Source organism: Roseibium sp. RKSG952 (genome assembly GCF_009711355.1).
The window spans coordinates 1-2,420 of sequence record NZ_SMMF01000602.1 but is presented as its reverse complement, the minus strand read 5'-3'; the positions used below and the strand labels follow the sequence as shown (position 1 = coordinate 2,420).

Genomic DNA, 2,420 nt, shown 5'->3' with positions numbered 1-2,420 from the left:
TCCCCCGTTTCCGGCGACGCGGAAAAAGAAACGCCACCCAGCCGAAAGGCTCAGGCACAAACCCGCACGCAGGAGCAAGACCAATGACCTACGGTTATTCTCAAGACGATTTTGAAGCGACGTATTCGGCAGAGGACAACAAGCTGCGCCTCTATTGCTGGAAACGGCTTGATGACGAACTGTTCCAAAAGGTCAAGGCTGCGGGGTTCAAGTGGGCACCGAAACAGGAGCTTTTCGTTGCTCCGAAGTGGACGCCAGCCCGCGAAGATTTGTGCATCGAATTGGCCGGAGAGATCGAGCCGGAAGGCACGACGATGGCCGAGCGTGCCGAAGCCAAGGCCGAACGCCTTGAAGAACTGGCTTCAAAGCGTGGACGGCAGGCAAACGCTTTTTTCCGGGCTGCCGACGAATTGTCTGAAGCCTTTTACATGGGGCAACCCATCCTTGTTGGTCATCACTCGGAAGCCAAGGCGCGCAAGACGCAGGAGCGCATGGATAACAACATACGCAAGGGCATCAAATGCCAGAATGCGATTTCCTATTGGCTGAGCAAAGCGAATGCATCCGAGGCACACGCCAATCGGAAAAACAGTGACCGCACCCGGGCGAACCGCATCAAAACGCTTTTGGCCGAGTTGCGCGACCTTCAGCGCCCTATCAACCATGCTGCCTTGTGTTTGAGCCTCTGGAACAAAATCACCACAGACGAACAAATCAAGTTGGTTTCCGGGCATCGCCTGAAAACGGGGGCGCTGGTTTATTGGGATCATTACTGCGCCTTTGAGCGGGGCGAAATGACCGCCCAGGATTTGCGTGACACCTCCATGCAGAATGCGCAAGCCGTGATTGTTTCGGAAAATCGACGGCGCTGGATTGAACACACGCTGCACCGTTTGGCTTATGAGCGGTCGGAACTCGGAGCCGTTGAACGGTTTGACGGAGAATTGACGCCGGTCATTCTTCAGGGCTTTGCCCGTGAACATGGGGCGATGACACCGAAGGCAGAGAAGACCGAAACCGGTTTTAAGCTCGCCAGCCCTGTAACCTTGCCGCTGCATTTGGCCGACGCTGATACGCTGGAAATGGACGCCGACGGTTGGCGGGATCTGATGCAATCGGCAGGCTACGCCGTACCGGTCAAGGCTCCGGCAAAACCGCCGATTCTGAATTTCCGATCTGAAACCCTGCAATCCGTGAACCGGTATCACCGTGACAGTGTGGAGACGTTCCCACAGATCGAACTGACCAAGGCGGAGTTCTCCAAGATTTACAGCGACTGGCGCGGCATTCGATTAAGCGTGTGCGGTACGTTCCGGTTCAAAGTCTGCGCGGATCCAAATCACAAAGGCCCCACGTCTTATGCGCCGCGCGTTGCTGTGTTTCTAACGGATAGCAAGGTTCACCCAAAGCCCGACACGGTGCAGGAAATGCGCGCAGCCGCATAATCGGAAATAGGGCAGGGGGCAGCGATTGCCCCCTGACATGCTGACACACTCAATGGGTCCGCGAATATGAAAGCCTCAGTTTACACCCGTCCGAACAAGCCGAAATTCATTTCCCGCCGCCGCCGTGATGTTCCGCCGCTGCAATCTGCTCCCGCGCTTCAAAAGCCGGTTGTTGTCCATAAAGGCACGGAATGCCATGTGACACGCGCGGACATTGCGGCCCGTATGGTTGAATATCTCCAAGCGGATGGAAACTATAACACGCTTGAGCCAAGCGCCGGCACTGGCGCTCTTGTCTCGGCTCTTTTGCAGTCCGGTCATAGTTCGGCGGAGATTTGCGCGGTTGAACTTCACCATGAACTTGCGGCCCAGGTCCGCCGCCTGAGCGTCCCGGTGATACAGGAATGCTTTCTTGAGTATGCAGAGCGCGTCAGGGGCAAGGTTGAGTTTCCGCGTATCATCATGAACCCGCCATTTTCGAAGGTTCGCGCACATATCCGCGCTGCCTTGTCGCTGTTGGGGCGGAATGGCCATGCTACGCGGCCGGTGCTTGTGGCGCTTGTCCCCGTGACCTTTGAGCACGAAGGGTCGGAGACGGTGGAGCATTTGCCAGATGACGCTTTTGCTGCTTGCAAAGTGCGGACGAAGATCATTCGGATTGTCGGCGCGTGAAGCGGTCCCGCCCGAATCGGGCGGGGCTGATTCGCTGGGGCAGGGGACTTGCGCCCCCTGCCGGGGCAAGCGGACCAGCGGCTTCGCGTCGGCACATCCGCGCCGTTCTCACGAACGGCACCGGAGCGCCGCCGCTTCGCCGCTGACCCGCTTGCTGAAAAAAATCAAATTTCTCGGTTAAATAAGCAAATTGAAGCGAAACTAAAAAATCCGTAAGGCGCTATAATATCACGGTTTTTTGTTGGTTCGATCGGTCATCGATCACTGTTGAGGACCAAAAGTTTGCCCGCGGGCAAACTTTTG

At 56.6% G+C, this 2,420-nt stretch carries 2 protein-coding genes; both read left to right on the top strand.

Annotation, left to right across the window (positions count from 1 at the left end):
- Positions 1–83 precede the first annotated feature (83 nt).
- Entirely contained in the window at positions 84–1,445 is a 1,362-nt protein-coding gene (locus E1297_RS02710) for a DUF3560 domain-containing protein (protein WP_155133587.1), read from the top strand.
- 66 nt (positions 1,446–1,511) lie between these two features.
- Positions 1,512–2,117: a methyltransferase type 11 gene (locus tag E1297_RS02705; protein ID WP_155133584.1), complete on the top strand. Its 606-nt coding sequence runs from the start codon at positions 1,512–1,514 to the stop codon at positions 2,115–2,117.
- The last annotated feature ends 303 nt before the right edge of the window (positions 2,118–2,420 follow it).

Excerpts from the sequence above, each read along its gene's own strand:
- E1297_RS02710 (WP_155133587.1), top strand. The coding sequence starts at position 84 with ATGACCTACGGTTATTCTCAAGACGATTTTGAAGCGACGTATTCGGCA.
- E1297_RS02705 (WP_155133584.1), top strand. The coding sequence starts at position 1,512 with ATGAAAGCCTCAGTTTACACCCGTCCGAACAAGCCGAAATTCATTTCC.